At 71.2% G+C, this 17,296-nt stretch carries 15 protein-coding genes; 4 read left to right on the top strand and 11 right to left on the bottom strand.

The genetic code is table 11. The features are described 5' to 3' along the window. Positions 1-31: 31 nt before the first annotated feature. Both IE134_RS25285 and IE134_RS25280 read right to left on the bottom strand, forming a co-directional pair. Positions 32-415 (bottom strand): VOC family protein, encoded by a 384-nt coding sequence (locus IE134_RS25285; protein ID WP_189431842.1) that lies wholly within the window; start codon positions 413-415, stop codon positions 32-34. Beyond that, the gene (locus IE134_RS25280) at positions 412-1,224 is read right to left on the bottom strand and encodes a trans-aconitate 2-methyltransferase (protein ID WP_189431841.1); all 813 of its coding nucleotides are present in this window, start codon (positions 1,222-1,224) and stop codon (positions 412-414) included. The genes IE134_RS25285 and IE134_RS25280 overlap by 4 nt, the downstream gene beginning before the upstream one ends. 89 nt (positions 1,225-1,313) lie before the next feature. Between IE134_RS25280 and IE134_RS25275 the strand changes: the two genes are divergently transcribed. Then, positions 1,314-1,811, top strand: a complete 498-nt coding sequence (locus IE134_RS25275; protein WP_030710461.1) for a MarR family winged helix-turn-helix transcriptional regulator — start codon at positions 1,314-1,316, stop codon at positions 1,809-1,811. On the opposite strand, the gene IE134_RS25270 is transcribed toward IE134_RS25275, so the two are convergent. Then, positions 1,767-2,552, bottom strand: a complete 786-nt coding sequence (locus IE134_RS25270; protein ID WP_030710462.1) for a response regulator transcription factor — start codon at positions 2,550-2,552, stop codon at positions 1,767-1,769. The genes IE134_RS25275 and IE134_RS25270 overlap by 45 nt on opposite strands. A gap of 248 nt (positions 2,553-2,800) precedes the next feature. On the opposite strand from IE134_RS25270, the gene IE134_RS25265 reads away from it, so the two are divergent. Next, a complete protein-coding gene (locus IE134_RS25265) occupies positions 2,801-3,241 on the top strand; it encodes a GNAT family N-acetyltransferase (protein ID WP_030710463.1) in 441 nt (146 codons plus the stop codon). Positions 3,242-3,262: 21 nt separating this feature from the next. On the opposite strand, the gene galK is transcribed toward IE134_RS25265, so the two are convergent. Genes galK through galT form a run of 3 tightly spaced genes read right to left on the bottom strand, consistent with a single transcriptional unit; the run spans position 3,263 to position 6,500 of the window. Next, on the bottom strand, positions 3,263-4,465 hold the full coding sequence (gene galK, locus IE134_RS25260) for a galactokinase (RefSeq protein ID WP_030710465.1): 1,203 nt from the start codon (positions 4,463-4,465) through the stop codon (positions 3,263-3,265). After that, positions 4,462-5,442 (bottom strand): UDP-glucose 4-epimerase GalE, encoded by a 981-nt coding sequence (gene galE / locus IE134_RS25255; RefSeq protein ID WP_030710467.1) that lies wholly within the window; start codon positions 5,440-5,442, stop codon positions 4,462-4,464. Before galE ends, galK begins: the two co-directional genes overlap by 4 nt. A gap of 14 nt (positions 5,443-5,456) precedes the next feature. Then, complete coding sequence (galT, locus tag IE134_RS25250; RefSeq protein WP_030710469.1) at positions 5,457-6,500, bottom strand: galactose-1-phosphate uridylyltransferase; 1,044 nt, start codon at positions 6,498-6,500, stop codon at positions 5,457-5,459. A gap of 236 nt (positions 6,501-6,736) precedes the next feature. Between galT and IE134_RS25245 the strand changes: the two genes are divergently transcribed. Further along, positions 6,737-8,407 carry a sodium:solute symporter family protein gene (locus IE134_RS25245; RefSeq protein ID WP_030710472.1) on the top strand — a complete coding sequence of 557 codons (1,671 nt, stop codon included), beginning with the start codon at positions 6,737-6,739 and terminating at the stop codon, positions 8,405-8,407. Positions 8,408-8,422: 15 nt separating this feature from the next. Further along, on the top strand, positions 8,423-8,731 hold the full coding sequence (locus tag IE134_RS25240) for a hypothetical protein (RefSeq protein WP_030710473.1): 309 nt from the start codon (positions 8,423-8,425) through the stop codon (positions 8,729-8,731). Positions 8,732-8,767: 36 nt separating this feature from the next. Here the strand turns inward: IE134_RS25240 and IE134_RS25235 are convergent, their stop codons facing one another. The 5 genes from IE134_RS25235 to IE134_RS25215 form a co-directional block, all read right to left on the bottom strand. Beyond that, a complete protein-coding gene (locus IE134_RS25235; protein WP_030710475.1) occupies positions 8,768-9,547 on the bottom strand; it encodes a response regulator transcription factor in 780 nt (259 codons plus the stop codon). Positions 9,548-9,799: 252 nt separating this feature from the next. Further along, entirely contained in the window at positions 9,800-11,746 is a 1,947-nt protein-coding gene (locus IE134_RS25230; protein ID WP_030710477.1) for an outer membrane protein assembly factor BamB family protein, read from the bottom strand. 85 nt (positions 11,747-11,831) lie between these two features. Further along, positions 11,832-13,700 carry an outer membrane protein assembly factor BamB family protein gene (locus IE134_RS25225; protein WP_189431839.1) on the bottom strand — a complete coding sequence of 623 codons (1,869 nt, stop codon included), beginning with the start codon at positions 13,698-13,700 and terminating at the stop codon, positions 11,832-11,834. 236 nt (positions 13,701-13,936) lie between these two features. Further along, positions 13,937-15,580 carry an outer membrane protein assembly factor BamB family protein gene (locus IE134_RS25220; protein WP_189431837.1) on the bottom strand — a complete coding sequence of 548 codons (1,644 nt, stop codon included), beginning with the start codon at positions 15,578-15,580 and terminating at the stop codon, positions 13,937-13,939. 46 nt (positions 15,581-15,626) lie between these two features. Then, a complete protein-coding gene (locus IE134_RS25215; protein WP_189431835.1) occupies positions 15,627-17,249 on the bottom strand; it encodes an outer membrane protein assembly factor BamB family protein in 1,623 nt (540 codons plus the stop codon). Positions 17,250-17,296: the final 47 nt, after the last annotated feature.

Genomic DNA, 17,296 nt, shown 5'->3' with positions numbered 1-17,296 from the left:
CCCGCAGCGGCTCGGGGCTTGCTCCGCCCGGTTACGCGTCCGGCTCCAGGAACTCCAGGCGGTTGCCGGCCGGGTCGTGGGCGTAGAAGCGGCGGTGGCCGGGGAGGTCGTCGTCCCAGGTGACGGCCACGCCGTGGGACTCCAGGCGGGCCGCGCAGGCCTCGATGCCGGTGACGCGCAGTCCCGGGTGGGCCTTCTTCGCGGGGCGGAAGTCCTCCTCGATGCCCAGGTGGAGCTGGACCGGTCCGGCGGCGAACCAGCAGCCGCCGCGGGCGGCGAGCACCGGGGGTTTGGGGATCTCGGTCATGCCCAGGGCGCCGGCGTAGAAGGTGCGCAGGGCGTCCTCGGAGCCGGGCGGGGCGGCGAGCTGGACGTGGTCGACGGCGGCGAGGGCGAGGCCGGGAGCGGCGGTCATCGCTTCTCCTTGCGGGCGACCGCGAAGATGCGGCGGAACGGGAAGACCGTGCCGTACGGGCCCGGCGGGTAGGCCTCGCGGAGCAGGTCGCGGTAGGCGGCGAGGAACGCGTCGCGGGCGGCCGGGTTGTCGGCCAGCGCGGTGAGGACGGGGCGCAGGGCGGTGCCCTTGACCCAGTCGAGGACCGCGTCGTCGCCGTGCAGGGTCTGGAGGTAGGTGGTCTCCCAGACATCCGCCGTGCAGCCGAGGTCGCGGAGGCGGGTGAGGTAGTCGGTGGGGTCCAGGACGGAGGCGGTGCGGTCGCCGACGCCGTGGAGCAGGGGACGCCAGCGGTCGGACTCGCGGAGGCCGGCCAGGAGTGTGTGGCTGGGGGCGGTGAAGTTGCCGGGGACCTGGAAGGCGAGCGTGCCGCCGGGCGCGAGGGCGTCGAGCCAGCGGGGGAAGTGGTCGGCGTGGCCGGGGATCCACTGGAGTGCGGAGGTGGAGACGATCAGACCGTACGTCTCGGTGGGCTCCCAGGTCGCGGCGTCGGCCTCGGCGAAGTCGAGCAGGGGCGGCCGGGCGTGGGCGGCGGCCTCGGCGAGCATCTCGCGCGAGGTGTCGTAGCCGGTGATCCGGGCCTCGGGCCAGCGGTCGGCGAGGAGCGCGGTGACGTTGCCCGCGCCGCAGCCGAGGTCGGCGATACGGGGTGCGGGGTGGCCGGGAAGATCGCCGATACGGGCCAGGAGGTCCTGGAAGGGGCGGGTGCGGTGGTCCGCGTGGCGCAGGTACTGCTGCGGATCCCAGGAAGGCTGGTGGGTTGCGGTCATGGGGAACAGGATCACGCCGAGGATCTCTTGATGTCAAGACACTTGAATTCAAGAGACTTCATGTCGAGGGACCCTCTACACTGATCGACATGGAGGACGAGGTCGACCGACTGGTCGCTGCATGGCGCCGCGAGCGCCCCGACCTCGACGTGGAACCACTCGAGGTGCTCAGTCGCGTCTCCCGCCTGGCACGCCACCTCGACCGGGCCCGCCGCATAGCGTTCTCCGAGCACAATCTGGAGCCGTGGGAGTTCGACGTGCTCACGTCGCTCCGCCGGGCCGGCGCCCCGTACCAGCTCTCCCCCGGGCAGCTCCTCACCCAGACCCTGGTCACCTCGGGCACGATGACCAACCGCATCGACCGGCTCACCAAGAAGAACCTCGTCGAGCGGCTGCCCGACCCGAACGACCGGCGCGGCGTCCTCGTCCGGCTCACGGCCGAGGGGCGCGACAAGGCCGACCAGTCGCTGGCCGGGCTCCTCGCCCAGGAGCGCGCCATCCTCGCCGAGCTCTCCCGCGCCCAGCGCGGCGACCTGGCCGGGCTACTGCGCCAGTTGACCGCCCCGTTCGACAACATCCCGACCTAGCGCACCCGTTCCCGCGTCGGCCGGGCCGACCCCCGCCCGGCGGGCCAGCGCCACCGCGGCCAGCGTCGAGTGCACCCCGAGCTTGCCCAGCACGTTCTGCATATGGGTGCGCACCGTGTGCGGGGACAGGAACAGCCGCTCCGCGACCGCCTTGCGGCCCAGGCCCGCCACCATGCAGCGCAGCACCTCGCGCTCCCGGGGCGTCAGCGACTCCACCAGCCGCTCGCTCTCGGTGCGGTGCTTGCGGGCCGCGGTCAGCTCCCGCAGGACGCCGGTGAGCAGGGCGGGCGGCAGATGCGTCTCGTCGCGCAGCACGCCCCGGATCACCGACAGCAGCCGTTGCAGCGAACAGTCCTTGGCCACCCAGCCCGAGGCCCCCGCCTGGAGCGCCCGGGCGGCCGCGCGCGGGTCGTCCTTCTCGGCGAGCACCACCGACCGCACGGCGGGCCGGGCCGCGCGGACCCCGGCGACCAGCGCGATGCCGTCGACGGCGGCCGTCTCCTCCTGCCGGGGCGCGGGGACGGCGGGCGGCTCGCCGTTCGTCAGGGCGCCCAGCTCGGCGTCGACCAGGAGCACGTCGTAACCGCGCCCCTCGGCGGCCGCGCGCTCCAGGGCGCGCAGCGCGGCCGGGCCGCTGCCCGCGGCGGAGACGTCGACGTCCGGTTCGGCCGCGAGGGCGGCCGCGAGCGACTCGGCGAAGATGCGGTGGTCGTCCACCACGAGAACCCGGATACGCGCCACAGAACCCCCATCGGTGGGGGCGGATAGCTGCGGGTACGGCGTCCGTCGGCCGCTCGGTGGTCTGCCGCGCCGACGACCGCCGTCGTCGAACCGCCTGCCACCCTGCCCCGGACGCCGTACCCGGCTTTCTCGCTCCCCTGAATCGACACCGGCCCCCACCGGTGCTGAGCATCAGCGTACGGGCGGGGGCCACAGGGGGAAGGCGATTCGGCGAACTGGTTGCCTCAGGCGCGTCTTAGGGTGGATTCATGTTCCGTCTTGAGACAGAAGTAGACAAAGAACGTCGCATTCTGCTGAGCGGGCGTCTGCACGAGGACAACGTCGCCGCGTCGGCCGGCCTGCGTGCGCTGCTCTCCACCTCCGCAGAGCACGAAGTCCCGCTGGAGGTGTGGGCGTTGGACGAGCACGGGGCCCTGGCGGGCGGGCTGACCGGGCGGACCTGGGCGTACTGGCTGCACGTCGATCTGCTCTGGGTCGACGCCCCGCACCGGGGCCTCGGCCTCGGCGCGCGCCTGCTCGCCGAGGCCGAACGGACGGCCCGCACCGAGCGCGCCTGCACCCGCTCGCGGCTGGAGACCTGGGATTTCCAGGCCCCCGGCTTCTACCGCGGACAGGGGTACGAGGAGATCGGCCGGGTCGCCGACTACCCGCCCGGCGTCACCGAGTTCATCCTGGTCAAGGACCTGTGAGCGCGGGACACCGGAACAGGCTCAGCGCAGCCGGCGCGCTCCGGCGGACGGGACGGCGTCGAAGATCCCCGGGGCCGCGTGTCCGGCCGCCGCGAACGCCTCGCTGACCGCCTTGGCCACCGTTCCGGCCGCCGACTCCTCCACCAGGACGACCGCGGAGCCACCGAAGCCGCCCCCGGTCATCCGCGCACCCAGCGCCCCGGCCGCGTTCGCCGACTCGACCACGAGGTCCAACTCGGGGCAGGAGACCCGCAGATCGTCCCGGAGCGAGAGGTGGCCCTCGTTCAGGACGGGGCCCGCTGCACGGACGTCGCCCGCGTCGAGCAGGGCGATGACCTGCTCGACCCGGCGGTTGTCGCCGACGACATGGCGTACGTACCGGATGACGGACTCGTCCGCCCCGGCGTCGGCGAGGGTGGCCAGGGCCGAGGCGAGATTCTCGTACGGCAGATCGCGCAGCATCGGTATGCCGAGCAGCCGGGCGCCCTCCTCGCAGCCGGCCCGGCGCTCCGCGTACGCACCGTCGCCGAGCGCGTGCTTGACCCGGGTGTCGACGGCCAGGAGCGTCAGCCCCTGGGACGCCAGGTCGAAGGGGACCTGGCGCAGCGAGAGGTCGCGGGTGTCCAGGTGGAGGGCATGGCCCTCGGTGCAGCAGGCCGAGGCCATCTGGTCCATGATCCCGCAGGGCACGCCGACGAAGTCGTTCTCGGCGCGGCGGCCGATCACGGCGAGTTCGGCGGCGCTCAGGCCGAGTGCGAAGAGGTCGTTCAGGGCGAGCGCGGTGACGACTTCGAGGGCGGCGGATGAGGAGAGCCCGGCACCGGTGGGCACGGTGGAGGTCAGCGCGATGTCCGCCCCGGTGACCGGGTGCCCGGCCTCGCGCAGCGCCCAGAGGACCCCGGCGGGGTAGGCGGCCCAGCCGTGGCCGGAGTGCGGGGTGAGTTCGTCGGTGCGCAGCGAGACGACACCGCCGGGGACGTCGGTGGAGTAGAGGCGCAGGACGCCGTCGTCGCGGCGGGAGACGGCGGCGACGGCGGTGTGCGGGAGGGCGAGCGGCATGACGAAGCCGTCGTTGAAGTCGGTGTACTCGCCGATCAGGTTCACTCGTCCGGGTGCGGCCCAGATGCCGTCGGGCTCGTTTCCGTACAGCTCGGCGAAGGTCGCGGCGGGGTCGGCCCGGTGCCCCTCGACGGCGGTCGCGGTCGGTTCGGCGTGCTCGGTCATGGGGTGGTCGTGTCCTCTCGGCGGGCGAACTGCCAGGCGTCGGCGATGATTCCGGCCAGGTCGGCGCGGGACGGCTGCCAGCCGAGGCGCTCGATGGCGGTGGCGGCGGAGGCGACGAGGACGGCCGGGTCGCCGCCGCGGCGGGGGGCTGCGGTCTCGGGGACCGGGTGGCCGGTGACCTTGCGGACGGTCTCGATGACCTCGCGGACCGAGAAGCCGTTGCCGTTGCCGAGGTTGCAGATCAGGTGCTCGCCGGGGGCGGCGGCGGTGAGGGCCAGCAGGTGGGCCTCGGCGAGGTCGGCGACGTGGATGTAGTCGCGGACGCAGGTGCCGTCGGGGGTGGGGTAGTCGTCGCCGTAGACGTTGATCGACTCGCGCTTGCCCAGGGCGACTTGGAGGACCAACGGGATGAGGTGGGACTCGGGGTCGTGCCGCTCCCCGCAACTTCCGTACGCCCCCGCCACGTTGAAGTAGCGCAGCGAGACGGCTGCCAGGCCGTGGGCGGTGGCCTCGCCGCTGATCATGTGGTCGACGGCGAGCTTGGACGCCCCGTAGGGGCTGGTGGGCGCGGTGGGGTCGGTCTCGGTGATGGGGCTGGAGACCGGTTCGCCGTAGGTGGCGGCGGTGGAGGAGAACACGAGGGTGCGGACGCCGTGTTCGCGCATGGCGGCGAGCAGGGCGGTGGTGCCGCCGACGTTGTTGACCCAGTACTTCTCGGGGTTCACGACGGACTCGCCGACCTGGGAGAAGGCGGCGAAGTGCAGGACGCCGTCGTAGGAGGGGTCCAGATGGCGGGCGGCGTCCTGGATGCGGCCCTCGATGAACGCGGCCCCGGCCGGGACGCCCTCACGGAAGCCGGTCGACAGGTCGTCGAGGACGGTCACGGCGTGTCCGGCCTCCAGCAGATGCTGGGCGACGACACTGCCGACGTATCCGGCGCCGCCGGTGACCAGGTACTTCTTGGGCGGGTTGGACACGCTCTGGGGGTTGCTCACTGGCTCGCTACCTCTCGCAGTCGCTCGGCCGCGGCCTCCGGCGGCACGTCGTTGATGAACACGCTCATGCCGGACTCGGACCCCGCGAGGAACTTCAGCTTGCCGGAGGTCCGGCGAATGGTGAAAAGCTCCAGGTGCAGGGCGAAGTCCTCCCGGCCGTCGGCCACGAACGGCGCCTGGTGCCAGGCGGAGATGTACGGGGTCGGCGGCTCGCCGGGTCCGAAGATCCGGTCGAAGCGCCTCAAGAGTTCCAGATAGACCTGTGGGAACTCTGTCCGCGCGCCCTCGTCCAGCTCCCGCAGGTCGGGGACGCGGCGGCGGGGGTACAGGTGGACCTCGTACGGCCAGTGCGCCGCGTAGGGGACGAAGGCGATCCAGTGGTCGGTGGCGAGGACGACGCGTGAGCCGTCCTTCTCCTCGCGGGCGACCACGTCGTCGAAGAGGTTGGAGCCGGTCTCCTCGCGGTGCCGGGCGGCCGAGCGGAGCATCAGCTCGGTGCGCGGGGTGACGAAGGGGTAGCCGTAGATCTGGCCGTGCGGGTGGCCGAGGGTGACGCCGATCTCGGCGCCGCGGTTCTCGAAGCAGAAGACCTGGGTGACCTGGCCGAGGGCGGCGAGGGCGGCGGTGCGGTCGGTCCAGGCGGCGAGGACGAGCGCGGCCTGTTCCTCGGTGAGGTCGGCGAAGGACGCGTCGTGGTCGGAGGTGAAGCAGACGACCTCGCAGCGGCCGGAGTCGCCGGCGAGCGAGGGGAAGCGGTTCTCGAAGACCGCGACGTCGTAGTGGTCGTCGGGGATCTCGCTGTGCCGGCCCTCCCGGGTGGGGCAGAGCGGGCAGGCGTCGGCCGGCGGGTGGTAGGTGCGGGCCTGGCGGTGCGAGGCGATGGCGACCGCGTCGCCGAGCAGCGGGTCGCGGCGGATCTCGGACGAGGTCGAGACGGGGTCCAGGGGGCGCTGGTCGACGGCGTCGCGGACGGTGTCCTCCGCGGCGTCGTAGTAGATCAGCTCACGGCCGTCGGCGAGGGTCGTCACCGTCTTCTTCACCAGGGTCCTCCACCAGATCCCTCCAACATAATCGCACACAACAAATCACAAGCGAACACCTCCGTCAATGCCGGAGGTGCGGTGGATCCGACTCCGGTTGCACGGGCCCCATACCCGGACATTCGCCCGCACTCGATCACGATCGAACAAAGAACCCCAACGAGACTGTTCATTTCTCGAACATGACGGCGTAAGTTCCGTCGGGTTAAGTTCGCGATACGAAGCGAGTACCCCCCATGCAGACACTGGCCGAAGGGCTTCGGCTCCCCACGAACGGGCTCGACTACGCCATCCTGGCGATCTACTTCGTCGTCGTCCTCGGCATCGGCTTCATGGCCCGTGCCAGCGTCAAGACGAGCCTCGACTTCTTCCTCTCCGGACGGTCCCTGCCCGCCTGGGTGACCGGGCTCGCCTTCGTCGCGGCGAACCTCGGCGCCACCGAGATCCTCGGCATGGCGGCCACCGGCGCGCAGTACGGCGTCGCGGTGGTGCACTGGTACTGGATCGGCGCCATCCCCGCCATGGTCTTCCTCGGCCTGGTGATGATGCCGTTCTACTACCGATCCAAGGTGCGCTCCGTGCCGGAGTTCCTGCTCCAGCGGTTCGACAGGTCCGCGCACCTGCTGAGCTCCGTGCTCTTCGCCTTCGCGGCGATCCTCATCGCGGGCGTCAACCTCTACGCCCTGTCGATCGTCGTCGAGGCGCTCCTCGGCTGGCCGCAGTGGGTCGCGATCGTCGTCGCGGGCCTGTTCGTGCTGGTCTACATCACGATCGGCGGGCTCTCCTCGGCGATCTACAACGAGGTGCTCCAGTTCTTCGTCATCCTCGCCGCGCTGATCCCCCTCACCGTCCTCGGCCTGAAGCGGGTCGGCGGCTGGGACGCCATGAGCGACTCGCTGACCAAGCAGCACGGCGGGGACTTCATGACCGCCTGGGGCGGCACCGGCATCGGTGACGCCAACCCGCTGGGCGCCAACTGGCTGACGATCATCCTCGGCCTCGGCTTCGTGCTGTCCTTCGGCTACTGGACGACGAACTTCGCCGAGGTGCAGCGCGCGCTGTCCGCGAAGAACCTCTCCGCCGCCAAGCGCACCCCGCTGATCGCCGCCTTCCCGAAGATCTTCATCGTCTTCGCGGTGATGATCCCGGGCCTGGTCGCCGCCGTGATCGTGCCCAAGATCGGCACCCCGGACTCCGACCTGACCTACAACGACGCGATACCCCTGCTGATGCAGGAACTGCTGCCCAACGGTGTGCTCGGCATCGCCGTCACCGGTCTGCTCGCCGCGTTCATGGCGGGCATGGCGGCCAACGTGTCCTCGTTCAACACGGTGTTCACCACCGACATCTGGCAGCGGTACGTGGTGAAGGACAAGCCGGACACGTACTACCTGCGGTTCGGCCGGCTGATCACCGCGATCGGTGTGCTGGCCTCGATCGGCACGGCGTTCATCGCCGCCAGCTTCTCGAACATCATGAGCTACCTCCAGACGCTGTTCTCGTTCTTCAACGTCCCGATGTTCGTCGTCTTCATCATCGGCATGTTCTGGAAGCGGGCCTCGATGAAGTCCGGTGTCTGGGGCCTGGTCGCGGGCACCGCGGCCGCGATGATCAACTACTTCTGGATCTACAAGGGCGGGATCATCGACATCCCCTCCGACCAGGGCGCCAACTTCGTCTCCGCGATCGTCGGCTTCGTCGCCGGAGCCGTCGTCATGGTCGTCGTCACCCTCTTCACCGCGCCGAAGCCCGAGGCGGAGCTGGCCGGTCTGGTGTACGGGACCGAGTCGCCGAGCCCCGACGAGGAGCTGGACGAGGCCGACCGGGCCTGGTACCGCAAGCCGGCGCTGCTCGGCTGGGGCGCGATCGTGCTCGCCGCCGCGTGCTACATCCCCTACTCGTTCTGATCGGAGGCACTCACCATGTCCGACCTGCACAAGGAAGTCTCCGAGCTGGAGCGCAAGTCCGCGACCGCGGCCCGTCTCTTCGACATCCGGCGGATCATCGGCGGCCTGTTCGTGGTCTACGGAGTGATCGTCACCATCGCCGGACTCAGCCCGTCCGACGCCGACCTGAAGAAGGCCGAGGGCGTCCACATCAACCTGTGGACCGGCCTCGCCATGCTGGCGCTCGGCCTGTTCTTCCTGGTCTGGATGAAGCTGCGCCCGGCCGAGGCCCCGGCGGCCCCGGAAGCGGAGCCGGAGCGGGAGCCGGGGTCCGGCACGGGCTGACCCGCCGCCGCCCACTCCACGCTCAGGGGCCGTTCGTCACCCGCGCTGCCCGGGAACGTACGGCCCCTGTCGCGTACCGCCAGGGGTGTCCCCCTGCTGCGTACCGCGCTGTGTTCCCCCGGGAGCGTACGGGCCCTGCTGCGCGCCGCCGTTCGCCGCGGCGCGCTCCAGCAGTCCGGTGCGGGCGGCGAGGGCGGCCGCCTCCAGCCGGGAGCCGACCCCGAGCTTCATCAGGACCCGCTGGACGTGGGTGCGGGCGGTGCTCGGGGCGATGTCCATCCCGGCCGCGATCAGCCGGGTGCCCTCGCCCTCGGCGACCCGCACCAGCACCTCGGCCTCGCGCGGGGTGAGCATCCGCAGCAGCCGCCGGCCCTCGTCGTCGGGCTGGGCCGCCGGGTTGAGCAGCTCGGCGAAGGCCCCCCGCAGCAGCTGCGGGGCGATGGCGCTCTCCCCCGCCCGCGCCTTGAGCATGGCCCGCTCGACGCCCTCGATGCGCTCGTCGTGCCGGACGTACCCCGCGGCTCCGGCGGCGAACGCCGCGGCGATCCCGCGCGGGCTGGGCACCGGTCCGAGGACCACCACCGCCACCTGCGGGCGCTCCTGGCCGATGCGCGTGATCGGGTCGAAGACGCCGGGGGCGGCGGGCGAGGCCGTACCGAACAGACAGACCTCCGGGGCCCTGCTGACGACCAGTTCCGCGGCGCCGGAGGTCGGCGCGGCCGCCGCGAGCACCCGGTGCCCGCGGAGTTTCAGCGCCGAGGCGAGTGCCTCGGCGAGCAGACGGTGATCGTCGACCACCATGAGCCGCACGCCCATCGGTCCTCAGCCCCCAAAAGCCCTGTACGCCCGGCCCCCCGGACTCCTGACCCGGCAAGGTACACGCTCGCCCGACGCGGCGCGGCGCTTACGTGGGAGAAGTCCCCGGGATTGCCGAATTCCGGGCCCTTCGGCCTTCGTTGACCTGCGATCGGTGATCACGTCACGCGCAAGTGGGGCGGAAAACGATCGGCCCCGCCGGTCAGGAGATCGACCGGCGGGGCCTGTTGTCGCCCGGAGGGGGCGGGGTGATCAGCCGGTGCCGTAGGCGACGACGAGGTAGACCTTCTCGTCGGGGGTGACGGTGCTGGGCTTGTGGACCGACTTGGCGGACATGTAGAGCTGCCCCTCGGAGTAGAGGAGTTCAGCTCCCGAGCCGATGCTGAAGCGCTTCTCCGCCTTGCGGACGGCCTCGTCGTCCGGGTTCTCCATCAGCGTGGTCTGCTTGAAGGTCTCACCGTCGATGGAGACGACCTGGCCGCCCTTGTCGTAGGGGGCCTCCTTGTAGGCGATGATGCTGGTGCCGTCCATCCGGAGCGGGGTCAGGATGTGGCGGTCGCCCGCGTCCGCCCGGCCGCCGAGGAGCTTGCCGGTGTCCAGGTCGAAGGCGACGACCTCGTTCGTGTCGCCGTACTCGCTGGTTCCGTCGTGGCGCTCGGTCGGCAGGTAGAGCCGGTTGTTGCCGACGGCCATGTTCTGGCACTTCTCGACTTCGGTGGAGTCGCAGTCGCCCGCGTACTTCTCCGCGTCGGCGGGGATACGGACCTTCAGCTTGCCGGTCGCCGCGTCGATCGAGAAGAAGTCGGAGATGCCGCTGCCGTCGCCGGCGGTGTCGCCGACGTCGGCCGCGACCACCAGCGGCTTGGTGGAGATGATGTGCGCGTACTCGACACCGGCGGGCATCTGGTACGAGGAGAGCGGTGCGCCGGTCGTCGGGTTCAGCGCCTGCACGGTGAGCTGCGGGCTGTCGTACGTACCGCACTTGCGGACCACGGCGAGGGCCTCGCCGCCCGCGTAGCCGCGGTCGTAGCAGCCGTCCGCGCCGGTCTTCGGCTTCCAGAGCTCGGCGCCGTCGGCCAGCTTGAAGGCCGCGCCGCCCGAGGTGCCGCCCGCGGCGACGGTGGTCCCGCTGAGCGTGACCTCGTCGAAGGTGACCGGCCGGTCGCCGCCGGTGGCGGAGGTGACGCTCTTGCTCCACAGGAGCTTCCCGGCGGCCAGGTCGATCACGCCGACCTGGTTGCACGACGGGTACTTGTTCTCCTTGGTCGGCTTCGTCTCCTGGAAGACGATGGCCGTCTTGTCGTCCTTGCTCACGTGCCGGGACGTGGTGCAGACCTCGCCGGGCAGCGGGAAGGACCAGAGCTTGGTGCCCTTGTCGCGGTCGTAGCCGTTGATCTCGTTGATCCCGGACTTCACGTACGCCTTGTCGGTGAGCCAGGAGCCCTCGACCGTCACGATGTCCTTGACCACCGGCTGCGGCACCTGGAAGGCGACCTTGGACTTGGTGTTGGCGGGCACCTTCTCGCTGCCGCCGGCCAGTCCGCTGCCCTCGCCGCCCTTGCCCTCGCCACCGGTGGAGCCGGACGAGGAGGCCTCGTCCTTGCCACCATCACCGCTGGTGGCGGAGTAGATGACCCCGGCGCCGATGATCAGCACCACGGCGACGGCCGCGGCGACGATGATCTGCATCTGGGTGGAGAACTTCTTGCCGCCGTTGCCGCCCGGCTGCGGAGCCCCGTACTGCGGCTGCATCGGCTGGGTCGGGTACCCGTACGGCTGCTGCGGCATCCCGGGCTGGCCGTGCTGGCCGGGTGCCTGCGGGTAGCCGTACCCCGGCTGCGGGGCCTGGGGGTAGCCGTAGCCGTTGGGCTGCGGCGCGGGCGGGGTGGGGTAGCTGCCCGGCGCCGGGGGCGGCGGGGTGCCGTAGCCCCCGGCGGGCGCGCCCTGCGGGGCCGCGGGCGGCTGCTGGGGTGCGGCGGGCGGCTGCGGCGGGGCGGCGGGCGGCTGCTGGGGCTGCTTGCCGAAGGGGTCCGCGGGCGGCGGAGTCGGCTGGCCGAAGCCCCCGGGCGGCGGGTCCTGCGGCGCGCCGAACCCACCGGCGGGCGGACCGGCGGGCGGTGCCGGGGGCGTGTTCGGTGCTCCCGGCGGCGTGTCCGACGGCTCGTCGGGGCGGGGCGGCTGCTGCGGCGGCTGGGTCATGGCGTGCGTACCTCGGGGGACGTGTGGGTGTGGGGGCGCGGGGAGCCGGGAGCGGCCGGCTGCGTTCGGGAGTGGCGGCGGGCCGTCACTTCTCGAACACCAGCATCGTCGTCTGCTCCAGCTCTTCCTTGTCGTTGCTCGCGCTCACGCGCTGGCTGAAGATGAAGGAACGGCCGCCCTGGTAGAGGACCTTGGACGAGAAGAAGCCGTTCTCGACCCGGCCCGCCCCCGACGGGTGCTGAAGCAGCGTCTTCGGGGTGCCGCCGGTCGGCGGGAGGGTCACGAGGGCGCCGGCGGTGTCGTACTTCGGCCGCATGTAGAGCAGGACGTCGCCGCCCTCCATGCCCAGCGGCTTCAGCACGCGCTCGGCCGGGGCCGGCGCCTCCCACTTGGGCTTCCCGGTGTTCAGGTCGAAGGCGATGACCTTGTTCGTCCGGGCGGTACCGCTGCTGTCGTCCTCGGTCGCGATGTAGAAGGTGTTGGCGTCGGCGGCGACGCCGCTGCACCCTTCGAGCTTCTCGCCGAAGATCGCGAAGCTGTTGCCGCAGTCGGCGGTGAGCTTGTCACTCTTGCCGGGCACGAGCTGGGAGCGGAGCTTGCCGCTCTCGGTGAGCGCGACGATGGTGTACTGCTTCTTCTCCTCGTGCTCCAGCCGCACGACGAGCGGGGTGGTCGAGTAGACCTTGCTGACCTCCCAGCCGCGCGGCGGCTGGTACGTCCACCGGGGCTTGCCGGTGGCGGGGTTCAGCTCCTGGACCTGGTTCTGCGGGTTCTTGATGTCGTCGGTGCGGCAGCTGACCGCGGCGATCAGCTTGTCGCCGCCGGAGAAGGCGAAGGGCTTGCAGTTGCCTTCGGGGGTGCCGAACAGCTCCTTGCCGTCGCTGACCCGGTAGGCGTTGGAGTTGCCGGTGCGCCCGACGGCGACGGTGTCCCCGCTGATCGCGAGGCCGATGTCCGACAGGAAGTCCCAGTTCCCGTTCTTCTTGATCTCCTTCTTCCACCCGGCCTTGCCGGTGTTGAGGTCGACCATCTGAAGGACGGAGCAGTTGGCGCGGTCCGTGGTGCCGTTCTTCACCCCGATGACGATCTTGCCGTCGGGGGTCGGGGAGTTGGGCGTGGCGCACACGTCGGCGGGGAGGTCGAGCTTCCACTTCTGCTTGCCGTCGGCGACGGAGTAGCCGGACACGCTCCGGTAGATGGCCTTGGCGACGACGTCGCCGGCGAACCAGGGGCCCTGGACGGCGGAACCGTTGCGCGGCAGGTCGATGTCGTTCTTCTGGAGCCAGGCGACCTTGGCCTCGCCCGGCTTGCGCCCGGCGTTGAGGTCGTCGCCGGCCTCGCGCCCGTCACCGCTGCCGTCACCTTCGTCGACCGTCGGCGACTCGCTGGGGGCCTTGGGGTCGTTGCTGCCGGTGGCGACGGGCTTCTTCGGGTCGTCGTCCCCGCTGTCGCTCACGAGGAACCAGGTGCCCACCCCGGCCGCCAGGACCACGGCGAGCGCCGCCGCGACGACGATGCCGGTCTTCCCCTTGAGGAACCCGCCGCCGGAGCCCGGTCCGCCGGGGGCGGGGGCGCCGGGGTACTGCTGCTGCGGATAGCCGTAACCGGCCTGGGGCTGCTGCCCGTACGGACCGGGAGCCTGCTGACCGTACGGCCCCGGGGCCTGCTGACCGTAGGGCCCGGGCTGCTGCCCGTACGGGCCGGGGGCCTGCTGACCGTAGGGACCGGGGGCCTGGCCGGGCTGCTGCGGGTAGCCGTAGCCGGGCTGCTGCGGATAGCCGTACGCCGGGGTGCCCGGCGGGGGCGTCTGCGGCGGGCCGGCCGGGGGCGGCGGCGTCTGCGGCGCATCGGCCGGATTCGGCTGGCCCTGGGGCGGCTGAGGAACTCCGTTCGGCGGCTCCTGCGGAGCCCCGAAGCCTCCCTGCGGCGGTTGCTGGCTGGGCGGCTGGCTCATATCAGCACGTCCCCCTTCGTGCGGCCCGGTGCGCGATCCGGTCTCCCCCGCATTCCCAAGAGGGTCAATCCCCCTCGGAAAGGAGCGAATCGGGCATGGCTTCCGCAGTGTTACGACAGTCGGGCGGGGCTTCTTTGTACCACCCGCCAGGCGTCGGGCACCGATTCGGGCCACCCCCTGTTCCCAAGGGAGAACCGGCTTGTGATGCCGTCGTTACGCCTTGGCGGAGGTGATGGTCAGTCACCGAAGGCGATCATCGTCTGCTGGTCCATTTCTTCCTCGTCGCCGTCCGCGCCGACCAGGGTTCTGGTGATCAAGGAGCGCCCGCCGGAATAGCGGACCGCGGGCAGGAACATGCCGCTCTCGGCGTAAGCGGCCGACGCCGGGTGCCGCAGAACCGGTCGCAGTGCGCCGCCCTGCGGCCCGAGTGCCATGATGCCGCCGCCGCGCGTGCCGTCCCCCGCGAGCGACGGGCTCAGGTAGAGCAGCACCTTTCCGTCCTCGACCCTGAGCGGATACAGATGCTGCGCGTACGGCGCCGGAACCTTCCACTTGATCTTGCCGGTGCGCATGTCGAAAGCGACGACGGCGTTCGACGCCTCCCCGCCCACAGAGGCAGGCTCCGTGGTGAGGTAGAAGGTGTCGTCGTCGGTGGCCACACCGATGCAGTTGTCGAGGTTCTCTCCTTCCTTGCCGCACCGGACCGCGAAGTTCTCCTTGCCGGGGACGGGCTGGGCACGGAAGGTGCCGTCGGCGTTCAGGAACGCGATCGCCCACATCGGCTCCGGGGTGTCCTCGTCCTTGCGGAGCGAGACGACCGGCGGGTCGACGGAGTAGAACTGGTCGATCCTCCAGCCCTTCTTGACCTTGTACGTCCACACCGCCCGGCCCGTGGCCGGGTCCATGCGCCGCACTTCCTGGTCGGGCGTGCCGTCCTCGCCCGGGTCCTTCCGGCAGTCGACCGCGGCCAGCGGAACATCGCCGCTGGTGAAGGCGTACGGCTGGCAGGAGCCTGGCAGCCTGTCCCACAGATGCTTGCCGTCACCGATCCGGTAGGCGTCGGTGCGGGTCAGCCGCCCGACCGTCACCACGTCGCCGTTGACCGCCATGGCGATGTGCGACAGCCCGTCCATGCTTCCCGAACGATCGAGCGTGGCGGTCCAGCCGGCCTTGCCGGTGGTCAGGTCGATCATCTGGAGCCGGTCGCAGTCCGCTTCCCCGGTGGTGTCGGCCCTGAGCGCCAGGACGATCTTCCCGTCCGCACTCGGCAGCGTGGGCGCCGCACAGAAGTCGGCCGGCAGGGGCAGGCTCCATCTCCGTGTCCCGTCCTCGACGGAATAGCCGGACACCGTGCGGTACATGGCCTTGGCCACGATGTCACCCGTGACCCATGGACCACGCACCGCGCCGCCGCCCGCGGGAACGTCGACGCCGTTCTTCTGGACCCAGCGGACCTTCGCCTCACCCTCCTTACGGCCCTTGTTGAGCTCATCGGCGCCCGGGGCGGGCGTCATCTTCGGGCGCGGCTCACCGCCGGGCTGCTGCGGTCCGGTGCTCTCCGTCGCGACGGGTTTCCTGTCGTCGGAGCCGCCGTCGCCACCGGCCACGAACCAGACGCCCGCACCGACGACGAGGACCCCGGCGAGCACGGCGGCGACAAGCCCGGCGACCCGGCCCCGCGAGCGCCCGCCGGAAGGCGGGGTCGGAGGCTGAGGCTGGGGCCGCCCGTACGGCACGGTGGGCGGCTGCGGCGGATAGCCGTACGACGGCTGGAGCGGCTGCCCGTACGGACCGGGGTGCGGCTGACCCGGATCCCCGTACACCCCGGGCTGCGGTTCGTACGGAGCGCCGAAGCCCTGCTGCGGCGGTGGTTGCGACATCGGAGTGGTTCCCCTCGAACATACGGTGTCTGGGCAGAGATGAGGGTCAGTCACCGAAGGCGATCATCGTGCGCAGTTCCAGCTCCTCCTCTTCGGTTTCTCCGGATACCTGGGGAAGCATGAGGAGGGAGCGTCCGTCGGTATGGAGGACGATCGCCTCCTCGAAGGCGCGCTCGGTCGCCGCGGCCGACGCCGGGTGCCGCAGGACCGGTTGAGGGGTGCCGCCCTGCGGGCCGAGGGCCATGAGGCCGCCGCCCACGTCCTTGGTCTTCGGGCCGGGCGGACTCAGGTACATCAGCACCTTGCCGTCCTCGACCCTGAGCGGCATCAGGGTCTGCGTGGCGGGCGAGGACACCTTCCACTTCTTCTTGCCGGTGCTCATGTCGAAGGCGACGACGTCGTTGGTGAACGACCGGCCCTGAGGCCGGGGCTTCGTGGCGACGTAGAGCGTGTCGGTGTCGGCGGCCACGCCCATGCAGATGTCGAGGTTCCAGCCCAGTTCGCGCTCCTTGCCGGGGCACCGCCCCTCCAGGGCGTCGCCTCCGGGGGCCGGCTGGGAGCGGAAGGTCCCGTCGTCGTTCAGGACGGCGATCGCTGACGTGCCACCGACCAACGGGCCCTTCCGCAGGAAGATCACCGGCGGGTCGACGGAGTGGAACGCGTCGACGTTCCAGCCCTTCCTGACCTTGTACGTCCACAGGGTCCGGCCGGTGACCGGGTCGATACGCCGCACCTCGTCATGGAACCCGTCCTCCGTCTGCGAGGGGCAGGAGACAGAGGCAAGCAGGACGGATCCACCGGCGAAGCCGTTCACCGCACAGGAGCCGGGCAGTTTGCCCCACAGGGGCTTGCCGTCACTGACCCGATAGGCCTCGGCACGGCCAAGGCCCCCGATCGTCATCACGTCGCCGCTGATCGCCATGACGACATACCGAAGCAAGTCACTGTTCACCGCGCGATCGATGGTCTTGGACCAGACCGCCTCACCGGTGGCCAGATCGATCATCTGAAGCCTGTCGCAGTTCTCCTCCGCGTTCGCAGAGGTGTCGGTCAGGAGCCCGATGACGATCTTCCCGTCGGCGGTCGGCCGGGTGGGTGCCGCGCAGACGTCGGCGGGCAGGCGCAGGCTCCACTTCTGCGATCCGTCCTCCAGCGAATAGCCGGACACCGTGCGGTACATGGCCTTGGCCACGATGCCGCCGGTGATCCAGGGGCCGAGGGCGGCTGCCCCCAACGGCAGGTCCACGCCGTTCTTCTGGATCCAGCGGACCTTCGCCTCGCCTTCCTTGCGCCCCTTGTTGATCTCCGCGGCCTCTGCGGCGGGCGTCTTCTTCCGGTTCGACTCGGCGCCGGGCTGCTTCGGGGCGGTGCTCTCCTTCGCGACGGGCTTCTTGTCGTCGGACCCGTCATCGCCACCGGCGACGAACCAGACGCCCGCCCCGACGACGAGAACCCCGGCGAGCACGGCGGCGACGAGCCCGACGAGCCGGCCACGGGAGCGCCCACCGGAAGGCCGGTTCGGCGACTGAGGCTGCGGCCGGCCGTACGGCACGGTGGGCGGCTGCGGCGGGTAGCCGTACGAGCCGGGCTGAGGCTGCCCCGGATCTCCGTACACCCCGGGCTGTGGTTCGTACGGAGCACCGAAGCCCTGCTGCGGCGGCTGTGACATCGGTGTGGTCCCCCTCGAACGTACGGTCACTGCCGTCCCGTTCTACC

The sequence above is a fragment of the Streptomyces rubiginosohelvolus genome, assembly GCF_014649875.1.
Classification (GTDB): domain Bacteria; phylum Actinomycetota; class Actinomycetes; order Streptomycetales; family Streptomycetaceae; genus Streptomyces; species Streptomyces rubiginosohelvolus.
The sequence above is the reverse complement of the archived record's forward strand: the minus strand, read 5'-3'. Positions and strand labels throughout refer to the sequence as shown.